Below are 14487 nucleotides of genomic sequence, written 5' to 3' on the forward strand. Positions count from 1 at the left end.
ATGGAAGGCTGGCAGCGCGCTTTCGTTCTGCATAGTCGTCCCTGGAGCGAAACCAGCCTGATGCTGGACGTCTTCACGGAAGAGTCGGGTCGCGTGCGCCTGGTAGCAAAAGGCGCACGTTCCAGACGCTCCAACCTCAAAGGCGCCCTCCAGCCTTTTACCCCCTTACTCCTGCGCTTTGGCGGCCGTGGCGAAGTGAAAACGCTACGCAGCGCCGAAGCCGTTTCATTGGCGCTTCCGCTCAGCGGCATCACGCTTTACAGCGGTCTGTATGTCAATGAGCTGCTTTCCCGCGTGCTCGAACATGAAACGCGCTTCTCCGAACTCTTTTTCGATTACCTGCACTGTCTGCAGGCGCTGGCTGGCGCAAGCGGTACGCCGGAGCCGGCATTGCGCCGTTTTGAACTGGCGCTGCTGGGGCATCTGGGCTATGGCGTCGATTTCCTCCACTGTGCCGGCAGCGGCGAAGCGGTGGATGACACCATGACCTATCGCTACCGTGAAGAAAAAGGCTTTATCGCCAGCGTGGTTATTGATAACAACACCTTTACCGGGCACCATCTGAAGGCGCTGGCTAACCGTGAGTTCCCGGATAGCGATGCGCTACGTGCCGCAAAGCGCTTTACCCGTATCGCCCTGAAACCCTATCTTGGCGGTAAACCGCTGAAGAGCCGGGAGCTGTTTCGCCAGTTTATGCCCGCCCTCGCGGCGCGAGCAGCAGATAAAACGAATAACGATCAATGAGGATTGTCATGGCTGAATTACTGTTAGGGGTCAATATTGACCATATTGCGACACTGCGTAACGCTCGCGGCACGGCCTATCCGGATCCGGTACAGGCGGCCTTTATCGCCGAACAGGCTGGCGCCGACGGAATTACCGTGCACCTGCGCGAAGACCGCCGTCACATTACCGACCGCGATGTCCGCATTCTGCGCCAGACGCTGGATACCCGAATGAACCTGGAGATGGCGGTCACCGAAGAGATGCTGACCATCGCCTGTGAGACCAAACCGCATTTCTGCTGCCTGGTTCCGGAAAAACGTCAGGAAGTGACGACGGAAGGCGGCCTGGATGTGGCCGGTCAGCGCGACAAAATGCGCGATGCCTGCACGCGTCTTGCCGATGCCGGTATTCTGGTCTCGCTGTTCATCGATGCCGATGCCGCGCAAATTAAAGCTGCGGCGGACGTCGGCGCGCCGTATATCGAAATCCATACCGGTTGCTATGCGGACGCCGAAACCGACGCACAGCAGGCAAAAGAGCTTGAGCGTATCGCGACGGCGGCCGCCTATGCCGCGAGCCTTGGCCTCAAGGTTAACGCCGGTCACGGCCTGACCTACCATAACGTGCAGGCGATTGCCCGCATTCCGCAGATGCATGAGCTGAACATTGGTCATGCGATCATCGGTCGGGCGGTGATGAGCGGCCTGAAAGAGGCGGTTGCCGAAATGAAACGCCTGATGCGGGAAGCTCGCGCGTAATGGCTATTCTGGGGCTGGGCACCGATATTGTTGAAATTGCCCGTATTGAAGCGGTGATCGCCCGCAGCGGCGATCGTCTCGCCCGGCGCGTGCTCAGCGACAACGAGTGGGCGATATGGGCGCAGCACCAGCAGCCGGTGCGTTTTCTGGCAAAGCGTTTTGCGGTGAAAGAGGCGGCGGCGAAAGCCCTCGGAACCGGTATCCGTAACGGTCTGGCTTTTAATCAGTTCGAAGTTTACAACGACGAACTGGGCAAACCTAAGCTACGTTTATGGGGCGAGGCGAAGAGTCTGGCGGAACGTCTGGGCGTCAGAAGCATTCACGTGACGCTGGCCGATGAGCGCCATTACGCTTGTGCCACGGTTATCGTAGAGAGTTAGCGCCCGCAGCCCGCGGTATCAGATTTTGTCCGCGTGATGCATCAGCACGAACTTATCCCACAGCTGTTCTTCATTTTCGAGGTGTGCCGGGTCTTTCAGAATCGTATTCGGGATCGGGCACACTTTCTGACAGGTGGGCGTTTCATAGTGGCCCACGCATTCCGTGCAGCGGTCGCTGTTAATTTCATAAATGCTGTGACCCATCGAAATGGCCTCGTTAGGGCATTCCGGTTCGCACATATCGCAGTTGATGCATTTTTTGGTGATTAACAGCGCCATCGGGAAATTCTCAGAAACAACACAAACAGGGCGGGCATTATACGCCCATTTTCTGTTCACACCAGTTTTTTCACCAGCGCTTCACTGTGCCGGATACGCTCCGGCGCATGTTCAAGATCCTGTTGAACCAGCGCCATAAACAGCAGATCGGTGAGCATCATCTGCGCGCTGGTGGAGGAGATAGCCGCGCTGCGGGTCGCCTGCTCTTCGGCGATAGTATACAGGCACTGCGTGGCCTGCTGTTGCAGGGCGTTGGGGGTGAAGCCCGTGATCGCCAGGATCCGACAGCCCACGCGCAGCGCTTCTCCGGCGGCCATATTGATTTCGCGACGTTCGCCAGAGTAGGAGATGGCTAACAGCAGATCGTCTGACGACATGGCCTGCACGGTGGCGAGCAGGGCATGCATATCCTGTTCGGAAACGGCGTTAATGCCGATCTTCATCAGCTTCCAGCTGAAATTACGCGCCACCAGACCGGATGCGCCAATGCCGGTAATAATCACCCGGCGCGCGTGACGCAGCAGCGCCACGGCTTCCAGCAGCTTCTCTTCGCTGTTCACATCCAGCGAGGCGTGCATGGCGGCCACGTTATCCTTAATCAGTTTCTCGCCCACCAGGCGCAGCGGATCGTCGCCGAGGATCTGGTTATGGACCGGCACCGACTGAGGATCGGGCGCGCTGGCCAGCGCTTCGCTGAGCGCCAGTTTCAGCGCCGGGAAACCTTTAAACCCCATCTTCTGCGCGAATTTCACGACGCTGGACTGGCTGACGCCTGCCTCGCCTGCCAGCTGCTGCGAACTAAGGTGGCGGGTCTGGTCCGGCTGAGCCAGAATAAAGTCTGCCAGCTTCTTATCGCTTGCTGCCAGCGACGGATAGCGCTGGCGGATGCGGATTAAACAGTTCATCGGTTTTCCTCAGGACAACCTTCGCCCTCTGCTGAAAGAATTTTGTATTCGATTATAAGAGGATTGCGGCGAATTAAAAATTCTACCGCTGAGATTTATTCACGGCAGAGGAATTGCCTCAACCCAGGCTTAACATCGGCGGATGTTTTCTCTGTTCATGGCGCAAGACTGTTAAGCTAGCGCTATCAGAGACAACATTGGATAAAAAGAGGTCAGGTTTGAAGAGCAGCACGCAGCGAGTGGTTTTTTTTGATCTCGATGGAACGTTGCATCAACAGGATATGTTCGGCAGCTTCTTACGCTACGCCTTGCGTCACCAGCCCCTGAATCTGCTGCTGGTGGTACCGCTGTTGCCGGTTATCCTGGCGGGACTGGCGGTAAATGGCCGGGCGGCGCGCTGGCCGATGAGCCTGCTGCTGTGGGCATCGACGTTCGGGCGCAGCGAGCGCGCGCTAAAGCGCCTTGAGGCCGGCTTTGTCCGCTGGTTTCGCCAGCGCGTCACCGCCTTCCCGGTCGTGCAGGCCCGACTGTCGGACTACCTGACCCGGCGCGATGCTGACGTCTGGCTGATTACCGGGTCGCCGCAATCGCTGGTGGAACAGGTCTACGGCGATACCGTCTGGTTGCCGAGGGTGAACATTATCGCCAGTCGGATGGAGCGCCGCTGCGGCGGCTGGGGCCTGTCGCTACGCTGTCTGGGCCATGAAAAAGTGGCGCAACTGGAGCAGAAGATCGGTGCGCCGCTGCAACTGTACAGCGGCTATAGCGATAGCGAGCAGGATAATCCGTTGCTTCATTTTTGCCAGCACCGCTGGCGGGTCACCCCGCAGGGCGATCTCCACCAGTTAGAATAGTGTGTAATATCTGTCGGCCATGTATAATGCGGCCCGCTTTTTCCGCAGGAGTGCCCGTTTTGTCTGACCATGAACTGACCGATGAATACTGGATGCGTCACGCCCTGACGCTGGCTAAGCGCGCCTGGGAAGAGGGCGAAGTGCCGGTTGGCGCCGTGCTGGTGCACAACCATCAGGTTATCGGCGAAGGTTGGAACCGGCCTATCGGGCGTCACGATCCTACGGCGCATGCCGAAATTATGGCGCTGCGTCAGGGGGGGCTGGTACTGCAAAACTATCGCCTGATTGACGCGACGCTGTATGTCACGCTTGAACCCTGTGTGATGTGCGCGGGGGCGATGGTGCATAGCCGGATTTCGCGGCTGGTATTTGGTGCCCGGGATGCAAAAACCGGCGCGGCCGGCTCGCTCATTGATGTCCTGCACCATCCGGGAATGAATCATCGGGTGGAGATCAGTGAAGGTATTCTGGCGGAGTCGTGCTCAGGCATGCTCAGCGACTTTTTCCGCTGGCGGCGGGAAGAGAAAAAAGCCTTGAAAAAGGCGCGTCGGGCCGGGGACGCTTAGTGCCCCAGTCCGGGAATCTTCAGTCTGGCGTTGTCGACTAACGATGCTGCGCGAAACTGGAAAAAGGGGAGCGCCTGCTGTTCCTTATCCAGTTCATCCGGCATGACCGCCGGATAGTCTCCGGCAAGCGCCAGCCGCTGCTCATCCTTTTTCTCTTTCTCCGACAGGTAGCCCACCAGGCTGATGTGGTATTTGCGAATGTTCTCGACGTAGGCGTATGCCTCGTGACCGCGCGCATAGCCATATTTCAGCCGGCTGTAATAAGGTTTCTGACTGAGCAGCGGCAGGCGCTGCTTGACGTCCGCCCAACTGTCGGGATTGCCTTTCTGCCTTTTTGTCAGCGAGATGGCGTCCAGAATATGGGCGTACCCCATATTGTAAGCCGCCAGCGCAAACCAGATTCGCTCATCTTTGGGGACCGTGTCCGGGATTTTATTCATCATATCCTGCAGGTAGCGCATACCGCCGCTGAGGCTCTGCTCCACATCGGTACGATCGCTTAATCCCAGGCTCTGCGCGGTATTGCGGGTCAGCATCATCATGCCACGAACCCCGGTAGGGGAGGTGGCCTGCGGATCCCAGTGCGACTCCTGCCATGAAATGGCCGCCAGCAGGCGCCAGTCGATCTGACGCGCGTATTTCTCAAACATCGGCTGCAGGTCCGGCAGAATATTTTCGACGGCGCGCAGGAAGGTCCGGGTGTCGACATAATCGAAACCGTTACCGTGTCCGAGGTATTTTTCTTCCAGCCGCGCCAGGGTGCCGTCTTCATTCATATTATTGAAGAAATCCAGCATCGCCGCCGGGAGCGAGTTGTCTTCGCTCCTGGCGCTAAACCAGGTCACCGGCTGTTCATCGCTGATATCCAGGGCGACCGCCAGTTCCGGATGTACGCGCTGGAACAGGCTAATCGCCACCGAATCTGCAATGGTGTAATCCACTTCGCCATCGATAACCGCCTGCATCAGCGCTGTCGCCCCGCGCTTTTCATCCACGCGCCAGCCGAGATCGGGGTATTTATTCCCTTTCAGCGTCTGCAGGTCGTTAATGGCGACGTGCCCTGGAGCAATCACCAGCTGTTCTGCCGTGAGGTTGGCGAGGCTGCGCGGGCGCGGCGTGCCAACCCGGTAGACCAGCTGCTGCGATACCGAATAGTAGCCCGGCCCGGACTGATAGTTTTTGACCCGCTCCGAGTTGTAAACCAGCCCGGCAGCTAACATATCGGCATTACCGTTATCAAGGTCATCGAACAGCTGACTGATGTTCTGGCGAACGGTCACCTTCAGCCTGACGCCGAGGTAATTGGCAAACTGTTCTGCCAGCTCGTAATCCAGCCCGTAGGTTTTGTTATTGATGGTCGCGAAGGTGAGCGGCGAATTGATGGTGCTGATGCGCAGCTCCCCGCGCGCCATAATTCCGGCAACACGGTTCTCCGGCTTTCCTGACCACGGGATCGACGGCCACAGGGCGGCCGCCAGCAATAAGGTCACAATGCCGATGAGCAGATAATTAATCTTTAATTTTTTCAGAGAGTTAATCTTCTGCAGCTCTGTGTTCCTCAGCAGGCTATTAGCGGAAAAATAAAAAGAGAGTCCTCGAATGAGCGGCATTTTGCTTAAGAATGCGTCAGTTGGCAACTTATTCGCGAGGGAGGTCACATTAATTGATAAACCAGGGGAATGATTTTATTTCCACGCAAACGGTTTCGTCGAGGCTCAGGATTCACTATAATGGCGCCCGTTTCCCCCCTGGCTCATATTGAAAGCTGCGAAGACGAGAGACTTATGATGGAAATTTTGCGTGGTTCACCTGCACTGTCGGCATTTCGTGTTAATAAACTGCTGGCACGTTTCCAGGCGGCCAACCTGCCGGTTAGCACAATATATGCAGAGTATGTTCATTTTGCCGAACTGAACGCGCCGTTAAGCGGTGATGAGCGTGAGAGTCTGGCACGACTGCTCAAGTATGGCCCAAGTTTAAACAGCCATACCCCAACCGGTAAATTACTGCTCGTCACCCCCCGCCCTGGCACCATCTCCCCCTGGTCTTCTAAAGCTACCGATATTGCCCATAACTGCGGTCTGTCGCAGGTTGTGCGCCTTGAGCGCGGTGTAGCGTACTATGTGGAAGCCAGTACGCTGAGCGAAGCGCAATGGGCTGCGGTCGCGAGTGAACTTCACGACCGGATGATGGAAAGCGTCTTTGACACGCTGGAAGAGGGAGAAAAGCTGTTCGCTCAGCATCAACCGACGCCGGTGACCAGCGTCGATCTGCTGGGGCAGGGACGTCAGGCGCTGATTGACGCCAACCTCCGTCTGGGGCTGGCGCTGGCGGAAGACGAAATCGACTACCTGCAGGAGGCGTTCAACAAGCTTGGCCGCAACCCGAACGACATCGAACTGTATATGTTTGCGCAGGCGAACTCCGAACACTGCCGCCACAAGATTTTTAACGCCGACTGGATCATTGATGGCGAACAGCAGCCGAAGTCGCTGTTCAAGATGATCAAAAACACCTTCGAAAAGACGCCGGATTACGTCCTGTCCGCCTATAAAGACAACGCCGCGGTCATGGAAGGTTCTCAGGTCGGGCGCTTCTTCGCCGATCGCGAAAAAGGCCGCTATAACTACCATCAGGAAGACGCCCATATCCTGATGAAAGTGGAAACGCACAACCACCCGACGGCCATCTCTCCATGGCCGGGCGCGGCGACCGGCTCCGGCGGCGAAATCCGCGATGAAGGGGCAACCGGTCGCGGAGCGAAACCGAAAGCCGGCCTGGTCGGTTTCTCGGTCTCTAACCTGCGGATCCCTGGCTTTGAACAGCCGTGGGAAGAAGATTTCGGCAAGCCGGAGCGTATTGTAACCGCTCTGGATATCATGACCGACGGCCCGCTGGGCGGCGCGGCGTTTAACAACGAATTTGGTCGCCCGGCGCTGAACGGCTACTTCCGTACCTATGAAGAAAAGGTGACCAGCCACAACGGCGAAGAGCTGCGCGGTTACCACAAACCGATCATGCTGGCGGGCGGTATTGGTAACATCCGCGGCGAGCATGTGCAGAAAGGCGAAATTAGCGTCGGGGCGAAACTGATTGTCCTTGGCGGCCCGGCGATGAATATCGGCCTGGGCGGCGGGGCAGCCTCTTCAATGGCATCCGGCCAGTCCGACGCGGATCTTGATTTTGCCTCCGTACAGCGCGATAACCCGGAAATGGAACGCCGTTGCCAGGAAGTGATCGACCGCTGCTGGCAGTTGGGCGATGCGAACCCGATTCTGTTTATCCACGACGTTGGCGCGGGCGGTCTGTCTAATGCCATGCCGGAACTGGTCAGCGACGGCGGGCGCGGCGGTAAATTCCAGCTGCGCGATATCCTGAGCGATGAGCCGGGGATGAGCCCGCTGGAGATCTGGTGTAACGAATCCCAGGAGCGCTATGTGCTGGCGGTCGCGCCGGAACAGCTGCCGCTGTTTGATGAGCTGTGCCGCCGCGAGCGTGCGCCGTACGCGGTGATCGGGGAAGCCACCGAAGAACTGCATCTCAACATGGGCGATGCTCACTTCAACGACCAGCCGATCGACCTGCCGCTGGATGTGCTGCTGGGTAAAACGCCGAAAATGACCCGCGATGTGCAGACCCTGAAAGTGAAAGGTGATGCGCTGGATCGCCAGGATATCACTCTCGCCGACGCGGTGAATCGCGTGCTGCATTTGCCGGCGGTTGCCGAGAAAACCTTCCTTGTCACCATCGGCGACCGCACCGTCACCGGGATGGTGGCGCGCGATCAGATGGTCGGTCCCTGGCAGATTCCGGTAGCGAACTGTGCGGTAACTACCGCCAGCCTCGATAGCTACTACGGTGAAGCGATGGCAATTGGTGAACGTGCGCCGGTCGCGCTGTTGGACTTTGCCGCCTCTGCTCGTCTGGCCGTCGGTGAAGCGCTGACCAACGTCGCGGCAACGCAAATTGGCGCGTTGAATCGCGTGAAGCTTTCTGCAAACTGGATGGCCGCAGCGGGTCACCCGGGTGAAGATGCCGGTCTGTATGAAGCGGTAAAAGCGGTTGGCGAAGAGCTGTGTCCGGCTCTGGGCCTGACCATTCCGGTGGGTAAAGACTCGATGTCGATGAAAACCCGCTGGCAGGAAGGCAGCGAACCGCGCGAGATGACTTCGCCGCTGTCGCTGGTGATTTCCGCCTTTGCCCGCGTGGAAGATGTGCGCCATACCGTGACGCCGCAGCTTTCCACGGAAGATAACGCCCTGCTGCTGATTGATTTAGGCAAGGGTCGTAACGCGCTCGGCGCCACCGCGCTGGCGCAGGTTTACCGTCAGCTGGGCGATGTTCCGGCCGACGTACGCGATGTCGCGCAGCTGAAAGGCTTCTGGGATGCGATGCAGGCGCTGGTGGCCGATCGTAAGCTGCTGGCTTACCACGACCGCTCTGATGGCGGCCTGCTGGTAACCCTGGCTGAGATGGCCTTTACCGGCCACTGCGGCCTGACGGCAGATATCGCCGCGCTGGGCGACGATCGTCTGGCGGCGCTGTTTAACGAAGAGCTGGGCGCGGTTATCCAGGTACGTGCCGCGGATCGCGAAGCGGTTGAAGCGCTGCTGGCCTCTCACGGCCTGGCGGACTGTGTCCACTATCTGGGCCAGGCGACGGCAGGTGACCGCTTTGTCATCACCGCCGAAGGTCATCCGGTGTTCAGCGAAAGCCGTACCACGCTGCGTATCTGGTGGGCAGAAACCACCTGGCAGATGCAGCGTCTGCGCGACAACCCGGAGTGCGCCGATAGCGAGCACGAAGCGAAACGCCGTGAAGACGATCCGGGCCTGAACGTGAAGCTCTCCTTCGATATCAATGAAGACATTGCCGCACCGTACATCGCCACTGGCGCGCGTCCGAAGGTCGCGGTACTGCGTGAGCAGGGCGTTAACTCCCACGTTGAGATGGCGGCAGCCTTCCACCGCGCGGGCTTCGATGCGATCGACGTGCACATGAGCGACCTGCTGGCGGGACGTACCGGACTAGCTGATTTCCAGGCGCTGGTAGCCTGTGGCGGCTTCTCCTATGGCGACGTGCTGGGAGCGGGCGAAGGCTGGGCGAAATCGATTCTGTTTAACGAGCGCGTGCGCGATGAGTTTGCCACCTTCTTCCACCGTCCGCAGACGCTGGCGCTGGGCGTGTGTAACGGTTGTCAGATGATGTCCAATCTGCGTGAGCTGATCCCGGGAAGCGACCTGTGGCCGCGCTTTGTGCGTAACTATTCCGACCGTTTTGAAGCGCGCTTCAGCCTGGTCGAAGTGACGCAAAGCCCGTCTCTGCTGCTGCAGGGCATGGCCGGTTCAATGATGCCGATTGCCGTTTCTCACGGTGAAGGGCAGGTGGAAGTGCGTGACAGCGCGCATCTGGCTCAGCTGGAGAGCAAAGGTCTGGTGGCACTGCGCTTTGTCGATAACTTCGGTAAGGTGACGGAGAGCTATCCGGCTAACCCGAACGGTTCACCGAACGGTATCACCGCCGTGACCAGCGAAAGCGGCCGCGCGACGATCATGATGCCGCATCCGGAACGTGTATTCCGCACGGTGGCGAACTCCTGGCACCCGGAAAACTGGGGCGAGGATAGCCCGTGGATGCGCATCTTCCGCAACGCGCGTAAACAGCTGGGTTAATCCGGCGAGTTGTACAGGATCTGCCGCGTTCGCGTAGCCTGTCAGGCTGAACCGTAATGTATCAGGCCCCCGACGTTGAGCGGGGGCTTTTTCATTTGTGACGGCGGTCGCCTGAGGGTGTCGGGAATTACCGACAAACGCCGGTGTGAGATGTCTCCAAATGGAGACATTTAACTCATTGATTTTTAATGGGGTGAGAAAACATGGCGCTATGTGTTGCTAAACGGCGACAGTGTGGTTAAAAAAACACCGTGACGGAAATGCGCGTCAAATACTATAAATCCATTATATTTCATTGTGTTAATAATTTATTTTGCGATGTGGCATAGTTAATGCATAATAACAGGCAGTGGCTCATTCACCTTCTTATGTCAGCCCCTTCGGGACGCGCTACATAAACTTCGAATGACGCACAACAAGGTGCCTGCCGTCCAGCTTCTGATAACAGCTTTGCTTTATCAACCATCGGGCGAAACGTCGAGTTAGGCACCGCCTTATTCCATAACAAAGCCAGGCCGATGCCTGGCTTTGTTTTATTCGCGGCGTGACAATTTACCGATTCTCAGGCCGACATGCTTGCCATATCGCCGCGGTTATTGCAGCGCCACGGGATGCTCTTACCCGTCGTCTGGGCTATTTTTCGCCTTTCGCGCAACAGAAAGGTCGATTGCTCCTGTTACTCTCCGGCGTCCTCAGTTAGCATCGTGATGAGCTAATGATTGAGACCCTATCCTTGAAGCGAATCTCTCTTTTCCCCCGTTCGTTGCGTCAGCTGGTCACGCTCTCGTTTGTGTTGATTCTGCTGCCGCTGCTGGTTCTGGCCTGGCAGGCGTGGCAGAGCCTGAATGCGCTGAGCGCGCAGGCCGCGCATATTAACCGCACGACGCTTGTCGATGCCCGGCGCAGCGAGGCGATGGTAAACGCGTCGCTGGAAATGGAACGTAGCTACCGGCAGTACTGCGTACTGGACGATCCGACGCTGGCGAAGGTCTATCAAAATCAGCGTAAACGCTACAGCGAGATGCTTGACGCTCATGCCGGGGTGTTGCCGGACGAAAAAATCTGGCAGGCGCTGAGCCAGCAATTGAACGACCTTGCGCTGCTCAGGTGCAAAAACAGCAGCCCGGATGCGCAATCGGGAGCCAGCCTTGAAGCCTTTGCCGCCGCCAACAGCGAGATGGTTCAGGCTACCCGAACGGTGGTTTATTCACGCGGACAACAGCTCCAGCAGGAAATTGCCGAACGCGGGCAGTTTTTTGGCTGGCAGGCGCTGGTTCTTTTTCTGCTGAGCCTGGCGCTGGTTCTGCTGTTTACCCGGATGATTATCGGCCCGGTAAAAGGGATCGAGAAAATGATTAACCGACTGGGCGAGGGGAAGTCGCTGGATAACGCGGCGCTGTTTACCGGCCCGCGCGAACTGCGTTCCGTCGGTGAGCGCATCATCTGGCTGAGCGAGCGTCTGGCCTGGCTTGAATCGCAGCGCCATCAGTTTTTACGCCACCTTTCACACGAGCTGAAAACGCCGCTCGCCAGCATGCGGGAAGGTACCGAGCTGCTGGCCGACCGCGTGGCCGGACCGTTGACCACGGAACAGCAGGAGATCGTCGAAATTCTCGATAGCAGTAGCCGCAATCTACAAAAACTGATTGAGCAGCTGCTGGACTACAATCGTAAACAGGCCGATGGCCCGGTCCCGCGTGAAATCGTTGATATTGCTGAACTGGTTGATAATGTTGTGGCCGCTCACAGCTTGCCCGCGCGCGCAAAAATGATGCATACCGCGATTCAGCTGGCGGAGCGTACCTGCCTGGCAGAACCGGCGCTATTAATCAGCGTGATAGATAATCTCTATTCCAATGCGGTGCACTATGGGGCTGAATCCGGTAACATTCGTATTCATAGCTACCGGCACGGCGAGCAGGTTCGCATCGACGTGATCAACAGCGGCGAACCGATCCCGCAGGCGGAAAAAAATATGATTTTCGAGCCTTTTTATCAGGGAAGCCATCAGCGTAAAGGGGCGGTAAAAGGCAGCGGTCTGGGGCTGAGTATTGCCCGGGACTGCGTCCGACAAATGCAGGGTGAGCTTAGCCTGGAAGAGAGTCAACCCGGGCTTATCTGTTTTCGCATAACGCTACCCGCCGCTGAGCCGGGAAAAACCAACACATGAATCTACAATGGGTGAATATGTCCCACTTTTTCGTAATGGTCCGTGCTTTCAAAGGATGGCTGTTGCCCGGCATTTCGTGTCTGGCGCTGGCGGGGTGTTCCGCCGCGTTTTCGCCGCACACGGAAAATGACACCGCACAATCCGCGCTGCCGCAGCACCAGGTGGCGGATTTTCTCTCCGTCGACTGCGCCGATATCTGGTCGCTGAAGAGCGAAGCCAGCGATAAAAATCCGCTGTACTGGCTACGCGGGATCGATTGTGCCGACCGTCTGGCGCCGGTTCAGGCGCGAGCGGAGGCCAAACGACACGATGATGACAGCTGGCAGGATGCCTTTAAGCGCGGCATTTTGCTGGCGGATGCGAAGATTACGCCGGATGAACGCCGCGCACTGGTATCCCGCCTGGATACCTTCAGCCCGCAGATAGCCATGCAGGTGCGTCCGCTGTATCAGCTCTGGCGTGATGGCCAGAACAGTCAACTGCAGCTGGTGGATGAACGCGCCCGTTACGCGAAGCTGCAGCAGTCCAGCGATAGCGAACTGGAGACCCTGCGCCTGCAGGAACAGCAGTTGCGCAGCCAGCTTGAGCTAACCACCCGCAAGCTGGAAAACCTCACCGATATTGAACGCCAGCTTTCCAGCCGCAAGCCGGGGGGGAATTTTAATTCCGACGGCAGCCACGGCAGTGACAAAGTTCCGGAGGTCATACATGACGATCAGTAAACCAGCGCGTTTGCTGCTGGTGGATGACGATCCGGGTCTGCTAAAACTGCTGGGAATGCGTTTGACCAGCGAGGGCTACAGCGTCGTGACCGCTGAAAGCGGTCCGGAGGCGCTGCGTATTCTGGCCCGGGACAAAGTCGAACTGGTGGTCAGCGATTTACGCATGGATGAGATGGACGGCCTGCAGTTGTTCAGCGAAATCCAGAAAGTGCATCCGGGGATGCCGGTGATTATTCTTACCGCTCATGGCTCGATTCCCGACGCGGTGGCGGCCACTCAGCAAGGGGTGTTTGGTTTTCTGACCAAACCGGTGGACAAAGACGCCCTGTATAAAGCCATTGATGACGCGCTGGAACACAGTGCGCCGGCGACGGATGAGCGCTGGCGTCAGGCTATCGTCACCCGCAGTCCGCTGATGCTGCGTCTGCTGGAACAGGCCGGGATGGTGGCGCAGTCGGACGTCAGCGTGCTGATTAACGGCCAGAGCGGGACCGGGAAAGAGATTGTCGCGCAGGCGATTCATCATGCCAGCCCGCGCCACGACAAACCTTTTGTCGCCATTAACTGCGGCGCGCTGCCGGAGCAGCTGCTGGAATCCGAGCTATTTGGCCATGCGCGCGGCGCGTTTACCGGCGCGGTCAGCAACCGGGAGGGGCTGTTCCAGGCCGCGGAAGGCGGGACGCTGTTTCTCGATGAGATCGGCGATATGCCGGTGGCGCTACAGGTGAAGCTGCTGCGGGTATTGCAGGAGCGCAAAGTGCGCCCGCTGGGTAGTAACCGCGATATCGATATCGATGTGCGTATCATCTCGGCCACCCACCGCGATCTGCCGAAGGCAATGGCGCGCGGCGAGTTTCGTGAAGATCTGTTTTATCGCCTGAACGTGGTGAACCTGAAGATCCCGCCGCTGGCCGAGCGCGCGGAGGATATCCCGTTGCTGGCAAATCATCTGCTGCGCCAGTCTGCCGATCGGCATAAGCCGTTTGTGCGGGCGTTTTCAAACGATGCGATGAAACGGCTGATGGCCGCCAAATGGCCCGGCAACGTGCGCCAGCTGGTGAACGTGATTGAGCAGTGCGTGGCGTTGACCACTTCGCCGGTCATCGGTGATGCGCTGGTGGAACAGGCGCTGGAAGGGGAAAATACCGCGCTACCGACCTTCGTCGAAGCGCGCAATCAGTTTGAGCTTAACTATCTGCGCAAGCTGCTGCAAATTACCAAAGGCAACGTCACCCACGCGGCAAGAATGGCGGGGCGCAACCGTACTGAATTCTACAAACTGCTGGCGCGCCATGAGCTCGACGCCAACGACTTTAAAGAGTAGCTCAGCAGCATGGCGCAAGTTATGATACGGTAAGCAACCGGTTACGCGACTAAGAGCCTATCCCAGTAGGCGTTATTGTCGCAGGCAGTTTGAACACGGACAGCGCGGAAAAACCCGAGCGTACACGTAGT

General features: G+C 58.0%; 12 protein-coding genes. 9 read left to right on the top strand and 3 right to left on the bottom strand.

Annotated elements, in window-relative coordinates:
• From recO to acpS, 3 genes are read left to right on the top strand one after another with little or no spacing between them, the layout of a single operon-like run.
• Entirely contained in the window at positions 1-744 is a 744-nt protein-coding gene (gene recO / locus Electrica_RS05915) for a DNA repair protein RecO (RefSeq protein WP_131048845.1), read from the top strand.
• 8 nt (positions 745-752) lie between these two features.
• Positions 753-1484, top strand: coding sequence for a pyridoxine 5'-phosphate synthase (gene pdxJ / locus Electrica_RS05920; RefSeq protein WP_131048741.1), 732 nt, complete (start codon positions 753-755; stop codon positions 1482-1484).
• Positions 1484-1864, top strand: coding sequence for a holo-ACP synthase (gene acpS / locus Electrica_RS05925; protein ID WP_100683362.1), 381 nt, complete (start codon positions 1484-1486; stop codon positions 1862-1864). The genes pdxJ and acpS overlap by 1 nt, the downstream gene beginning before the upstream one ends.
• 18 nt (positions 1865-1882) lie before the next feature.
• Here acpS and Electrica_RS05930 read toward each other — a convergent pair whose 3' ends face one another.
• Together Electrica_RS05930 and Electrica_RS05935 are read right to left on the bottom strand one after the other, a co-directional pair.
• Positions 1883-2143 carry a YfhL family 4Fe-4S dicluster ferredoxin gene (locus Electrica_RS05930; protein WP_100683361.1) on the bottom strand — a complete coding sequence of 87 codons (261 nt, stop codon included), beginning with the start codon at positions 2141-2143 and terminating at the stop codon, positions 1883-1885.
• Between the two features lie 56 nt (positions 2144-2199).
• Positions 2200-3048 carry a MurR/RpiR family transcriptional regulator gene (locus Electrica_RS05935; RefSeq protein ID WP_141963883.1) on the bottom strand — a complete coding sequence of 283 codons (849 nt, stop codon included), beginning with the start codon at positions 3046-3048 and terminating at the stop codon, positions 2200-2202.
• Between the two features lie 281 nt (positions 3049-3329).
• On the opposite strand from Electrica_RS05935, the gene yfhb reads away from it, so the two are divergent.
• Together yfhb and tadA are read left to right on the top strand one after the other, a co-directional pair.
• Positions 3330-3902, top strand: coding sequence for a phosphatidylglycerophosphatase C (gene yfhb, locus Electrica_RS05940; protein WP_242627887.1), 573 nt, complete (start codon positions 3330-3332; stop codon positions 3900-3902).
• Positions 3903-3961: 59 nt separating this feature from the next.
• Positions 3962-4468 (top strand): tRNA adenosine(34) deaminase TadA, encoded by a 507-nt coding sequence (gene tadA / locus Electrica_RS05945; RefSeq protein ID WP_320416068.1) that lies wholly within the window; start codon positions 3962-3964, stop codon positions 4466-4468.
• Here the strand turns inward: tadA and mltF are convergent.
• Positions 4465-5997, bottom strand: a complete 1533-nt coding sequence (mltF, locus tag Electrica_RS05950) for a membrane-bound lytic murein transglycosylase MltF (protein WP_228267416.1) — start codon at positions 5995-5997, stop codon at positions 4465-4467. The genes tadA and mltF overlap by 4 nt on opposite strands.
• A gap of 255 nt (positions 5998-6252) precedes the next feature.
• On the opposite strand from mltF, the gene purL reads away from it, so the two are divergent.
• The 4 genes from purL (at position 6253) to glrR (ending at position 14356) form a co-directional block, all read left to right on the top strand.
• Positions 6253-10140 (top strand): phosphoribosylformylglycinamidine synthase, encoded by a 3888-nt coding sequence (gene purL, locus Electrica_RS05955; RefSeq protein WP_141963885.1) that lies wholly within the window; start codon positions 6253-6255, stop codon positions 10138-10140.
• 733 nt (positions 10141-10873) lie between these two features.
• Positions 10874-12310, top strand: coding sequence for a sensor histidine kinase (locus Electrica_RS05960; RefSeq protein WP_131048846.1), 1437 nt, complete (start codon positions 10874-10876; stop codon positions 12308-12310).
• Between the two features lie 17 nt (positions 12311-12327).
• The gene (qseG, locus tag Electrica_RS05965) at positions 12328-13032 is read left to right on the top strand and encodes a two-component system QseEF-associated lipoprotein QseG (RefSeq protein ID WP_160703315.1); all 705 of its coding nucleotides are present in this window, start codon (positions 12328-12330) and stop codon (positions 13030-13032) included.
• Complete coding sequence (gene glrR, locus Electrica_RS05970; protein WP_141963889.1) at positions 13019-14356, top strand: two-component system response regulator GlrR; 1338 nt, start codon at positions 13019-13021, stop codon at positions 14354-14356. The genes qseG and glrR overlap by 14 nt, the downstream gene beginning before the upstream one ends.
• Positions 14357-14487: the final 131 nt, after the last annotated feature.

This window comes from Klebsiella electrica (assembly GCF_006711645.1).
Lineage (GTDB): Bacteria > Pseudomonadota > Gammaproteobacteria > Enterobacterales > Enterobacteriaceae > Klebsiella > Klebsiella electrica.

Bases quoted from the DNA above. Each gene is read 5' to 3' on its own strand.
- recO (WP_131048845.1), top strand. From the start codon at position 1: ATGGAAGGCTGGCAGCGCGCTTTCGTTCTGCATAGTCGTCCCTGGAGC.
- pdxJ (WP_131048741.1), top strand. From the start codon at position 753: ATGGCTGAATTACTGTTAGGGGTCAATATTGACCATATTGCGACACTG.
- acpS (WP_100683362.1), top strand. From the start codon at position 1,484: ATGGCTATTCTGGGGCTGGGCACCGATATTGTTGAAATTGCCCGTATT.
- Electrica_RS05930 (WP_100683361.1), bottom strand. From the start codon at position 2,143: ATGGCGCTGTTAATCACCAAAAAATGCATCAACTGCGATATGTGCGAA.
- Electrica_RS05935 (WP_141963883.1), bottom strand. From the start codon at position 3,048: ATGAACTGTTTAATCCGCATCCGCCAGCGCTATCCGTCGCTGGCAGCA.
- yfhb (WP_242627887.1), top strand. From the start codon at position 3,330: ATGTTCGGCAGCTTCTTACGCTACGCCTTGCGTCACCAGCCCCTGAAT.
- purL (WP_141963885.1), top strand. From the start codon at position 6,253: ATGATGGAAATTTTGCGTGGTTCACCTGCACTGTCGGCATTTCGTGTT.
- qseG (WP_160703315.1), top strand. From the start codon at position 12,328: ATGTCCCACTTTTTCGTAATGGTCCGTGCTTTCAAAGGATGGCTGTTG.
- glrR (WP_141963889.1), top strand. From the start codon at position 13,019: ATGACGATCAGTAAACCAGCGCGTTTGCTGCTGGTGGATGACGATCCG.